This is a genomic window from Planktothrix sp. FACHB-1355 (genome assembly GCF_014748295.1).
Classification (GTDB): Bacteria; Cyanobacteriota; Cyanobacteriia; order Cyanobacteriales; family Aerosakkonemataceae; genus Aerosakkonema; species Aerosakkonema funiforme_A.
Map to the genome: position 1 here is coordinate 1 of NZ_JACJUP010000640.1, position 3,985 is coordinate 3,985.

At 44.0% G+C, this 3,985-nt stretch carries 7 protein-coding genes; 1 reads left to right on the plus strand and 6 read right to left on the minus strand.

Translation table 11 applies throughout. From position 1 onward, the window contains the following. A partial coding sequence (locus H6S82_RS22170) for an AAA family ATPase (RefSeq protein ID WP_191056714.1) occupies positions 1–1,119 on the plus strand: 1,119 nt, incomplete at its 5' end. A gap of 16 nt (positions 1,120–1,135) precedes the next feature. On the opposite strand, the gene H6S82_RS22175 is transcribed toward H6S82_RS22170, so the two are convergent. The 6 genes from H6S82_RS22175 to H6S82_RS22200 form a co-directional block, all read right to left on the minus strand. Next, complete coding sequence (locus H6S82_RS22175) at positions 1,136–1,318, minus strand: hypothetical protein (RefSeq protein ID WP_190465427.1); 183 nt, start codon at positions 1,316–1,318, stop codon at positions 1,136–1,138. Positions 1,319–1,356: 38 nt separating this feature from the next. Then, entirely contained in the window at positions 1,357–1,539 is a 183-nt protein-coding gene (locus tag H6S82_RS22180; protein ID WP_190465535.1) for a hypothetical protein, read from the minus strand. Between the two features lie 5 nt (positions 1,540–1,544). Further along, entirely contained in the window at positions 1,545–1,718 is a 174-nt protein-coding gene (locus H6S82_RS32840; RefSeq protein ID WP_199315324.1) for a hypothetical protein, read from the minus strand. Between the two features lie 247 nt (positions 1,719–1,965). Beyond that, positions 1,966–2,292 carry a hypothetical protein gene (locus H6S82_RS32845; RefSeq protein WP_199315323.1) on the minus strand — a complete coding sequence of 109 codons (327 nt, stop codon included), beginning with the start codon at positions 2,290–2,292 and terminating at the stop codon, positions 1,966–1,968. A gap of 170 nt (positions 2,293–2,462) precedes the next feature. Then, positions 2,463–2,624 carry a hypothetical protein gene (locus H6S82_RS22195; protein ID WP_190465423.1) on the minus strand — a complete coding sequence of 54 codons (162 nt, stop codon included), beginning with the start codon at positions 2,622–2,624 and terminating at the stop codon, positions 2,463–2,465. 136 nt (positions 2,625–2,760) lie between these two features. After that, complete coding sequence (locus H6S82_RS22200) at positions 2,761–3,924, minus strand: FAD-dependent oxidoreductase (RefSeq protein WP_190465420.1); 1,164 nt, start codon at positions 3,922–3,924, stop codon at positions 2,761–2,763. Positions 3,925–3,985: the final 61 nt, after the last annotated feature.

The following is a 3,985-nucleotide window of genomic DNA, read 5'->3' on the forward strand; positions in this document are numbered from 1 at the left end:
CTAGCCAAAACAGTCGAACTTCGCCAAGAAGTTGACAATCCCTATATCATCGGCGTACCTCTAAAAGAACAGCAGGAAATCTTCACCGGACGTACTCACTTCGGTACTCGCATCGAACAATTAATCCTCGATCGCCGCCGCCCACCTTTGCTACTATACGGACAGCGACGTATGGGCAAAACCTCTCTCCTCAATAACTTGGGACGCTTGCTACCCAATAGCATTATCCCCATGTTTGTAGACTTGCAAGGGCCAGTTTCATCAGCCAGTGACTATGCTGGTTTTCTCTACAATATCGCCAGAGCAATGACAGACTCAGCCAAACGTCAAAGTGCTGTCACTCTCCCACCCCTCACCCGCGAAACCTTAAAAGTTGACCCATTCACCAGCTTTGATGAATGGCTGGATAATGTAGAACAAACCCTAGACCAAAATATCGCCCTGCTTTCCTTCGATGAATTCGAGGCGCTAGACACCGCCATCAGCAAAGGACGCTTTGACGAACAAGACGTATTGGGAATGCTGCGTCACCTCATCCAACATCGTCCCCGCTTCAAACTGCTGCTAGCTGGAAGCCATACAATCGAAGAGTTTCAGCGTTGGGCTAGCTACTTAATCAACGTGCAAGTCTTGCATATCAGCTATCTGAAAGAACCGGAAGCGCGTCAGCTAATTGAGCGACCCGTGAAAGATTTTACCTTACGCTACGAACCGGATGCGGTTGAGCGAGTCCTGCAACTCACGCGCTGTCACCCGTTTCTAGTGCAACTGCTGTGCGCGGAAATTATCTACCTGAAAAACGAGCAAGACCCCTCGGTGCGTCGCTTGGCAAATTTAGCGGATGTGGAAGCAGCAGTACCAGCAGCTTTAAACAGTGGCAGTTTCTTTTTTGCCGATATTCAAAATAATCAAGTAGATGCAGCAGGTTTAGCTTTGCTGCGTTTCATCGCCGCACAAGGAGAAGGTGCTACTGTTAGTCGAGAAGTTTTATCCCGTCAGTTTGCCGATAATTTAGATAGTATTCTCGAATTGTTATTGCGACGAGAATTAATTGAGGAAATTGGTGAAGGATATCGTTTCCAAGTCGAGCTAATTCGATGTTGGTTTGCCAGGAAATAGTAGTCGATATCGCACCTCATACCTCTAATTTAGCTTTTCGTAATTGTTCGATCGCAGCTTGCCTTCTTAATTCCTGCCTTATTCGTAACTTTTCGTCTATTTCTGTTGCTAAATCATAAACAGCTTTAGCTTTATTTTCAGCGTCTTTGGCAAGTTCCAATAATCTATCCAGTGTTTCATCATCCGGTAATTGTTTCATTGTAATTCCCTCAAGCTTCAAAAAAGCACATCCTTTCTCTATATATCCACTCGATCGCTTTCCTCTTTTTCGGCTTCTCTGATTTCCTGCATCCGCTTTTGATATTTATGCGCGATCGCAGTTGACATTTCACACATTTCTCTAGCTGACTGTTCAAAATCTTTGACCAATTCCAAGATTTCCAGCATAGTTTTTTCATCTGGTAGCTGTTTCACAGTCATAGTCATTACTCCAATCTAGTAATCAGCCGTTCAACTTTTATTTTTACTTCTAGCACCCGCCCCAATAGATTTCCCAAATCTTCTGCTGCTTCTTGAATTACAGCGTTTGGTACTTCCAGAGGCGAGATTGTTTCAATAGTAGCTTCTATCTGCCTTCTGGACGTTTCTACGAAAAACAAAGCTGTGCTGAAATAAGCAAAATATTGATTTAATATAGCATTATTTGGAAAAAGCGACTATCTTCCTCTAACTAAGTTTAGTCCCTCTGTCGTTTCTTGCTCAATCCGAGCAATTTCTTGGTTTATGCGCTCAATAAGAGCTTGTAACTCTGACGGAATAGGCATTGATTTGCATCCTGATTTCACCTCATTAGCATATCATTAAAGGCGATGCGATCGCGCATTCCACAAAAAACAATATCGTCCCTTACACTTTCGATTTAGCTTTTCGTAATTCCTCGATCGCAGCTTGTCTTCTTGCTTCTTGTCTTAGTCGCAACTTTTCATCTATTTCTGTTGCTAAATCATAAACAGCTTTAGCTTTATTTTCAAAATCTTTTGCTAATTCAAGCAGTTTATCTAGAGTCTCATCATCCGGTAGTTGTTTCATTGCATGAATCATTCTAGCATTATCTGGGAACTGAGACAATATAGGTCTGACTAAATTTAGTCCCTGCGTGGCATCAGTTTCAGTCTCGGCTAGTTCTTGGTTTAATCTATCGATTAGATCTTGAATTTCTGATGGAATCGGCATTTAGTATTAGCATCCCGATCTTACCTCATTAGCATATCATTAAAGGTGATCCGATCGCGCAGCGTGCCGTAGGCATATCGCACTCATTAAAAAACAAGCGATCGCATATTACATATTGCAAGCGATCGCCTCTTTTATTCGTCTCATTTTATTTCCCAGATCGACGACATTTATGAGAAAATGTGCGATTCTTCTTCATCCAGCAATTGCGCGATCGTCCAAGGCAATGGTAAAGTTTTAAAAGATGGTTCTTGAACGTCCGAATATGGCTTTTTGCTAGCGATCAAACTAACTAAGTTTTCCATTCCTATCAACAAACTAACTGGTTGCATAATGAACACCTCTTTAAGGCAATAATTACTCATGATAATTATTGCCTTGAGGAAAGTCATCTGCTCATTGATAGACTGACCCTACCCGCTCGGACAGAATTGTTACTAATTGGGTAAGATTCAGCCTAATTGTTGCTTAAAATACAGTATTTTTTCCTAGAATTGCCTCGCGAATTGCTTGTGCAGTCGCAGGTGCTAACAAAACACCGTTGCGATAGTGACCTGTTGCTAAGAGAATGTTGCTAAACCCTGGCAAATTGCCGATAATTGGGGCTGGGCGACCTGACGGGCGCGGACGCAAACCCGACCAAGTTTTCATAATTGTAGCTTGTGCTAATTCCGGACAAAATGCGATCGCACCATCCATCACCGCGTCCAGTTGACTTGCATCTGCTACTACCTCATACCCATCAACGGGAAACTCAACGGTAGCGCCTACCCAGTAATCCCCGCCTCCCACCGGCACGATATGCACATCATTACCAGTAATGACCGGCTGAAAATCTGGGTTTCCCAAAGGATGCTCTAATCGTAAATGTAATGCTTGTCCCAATACCGGTCCGATCTCGATCGACTGTGCCAGAGATGCGGTGAGCGGTGTCGAACCCAACCCCGCCGCTATCACCAACCAATCAACTTCTATCGTGCCATTTGTGGTGTCAATCTGTTTGCAGGCAGAGAAATTCTCTCCATCTGACACTGTTGTTTCCATCCCCAAAACGCTGACCCCAAACTGGAAACTCACACCGTTGCGATCGGCTGCTTCCACTAAAGCTACCGTAAGAGCGGTGGGATCGACTTGTCTATCTTGGGGAGAATAGACAGCCGCGCTAATCTTTGCCAAACTCAGTTGCGGACATTTAACCTGTAATTGGGCAGTATCCCAAATTTCTAAATGCCAACCTTGGTCAGCGCGAACTTTTACCAACTCTTCCCAACTAGGTAAATTTTCCCCTTCCAGACAAAGCATGAGAATTCCCTGCCTGTTAAAAGGAATTTTACGCCCGATCGCAGCTTCTAATTCCGGAATCAAAGTTTCGTAGCGCTGGATGCTAGTCTGGCGCATCTGCCACGCCTTACCCTTGACTTTTTGACTGATAGCACCCATCAAAACACCCAAGGCAGCACTTGTAGAACCTTGGTAGGAATGGTTGATTTCTCTGACTTCTCCCCTGATAGCGGAGAAAGAGGGGGGTGATTGTTTGTCCAGAACTGTAATGTTCAGTCCGGGAACTTGACTGAGTTCGTAGGCGATCGCCGCCCCAACAACACCGCACCCTATAATTGCAACATGACTCATTTGAGAAAAGATTCTAGATTTTAGCTTGTGTACCAATCTAAAATCTAAAATCCAAAATCTA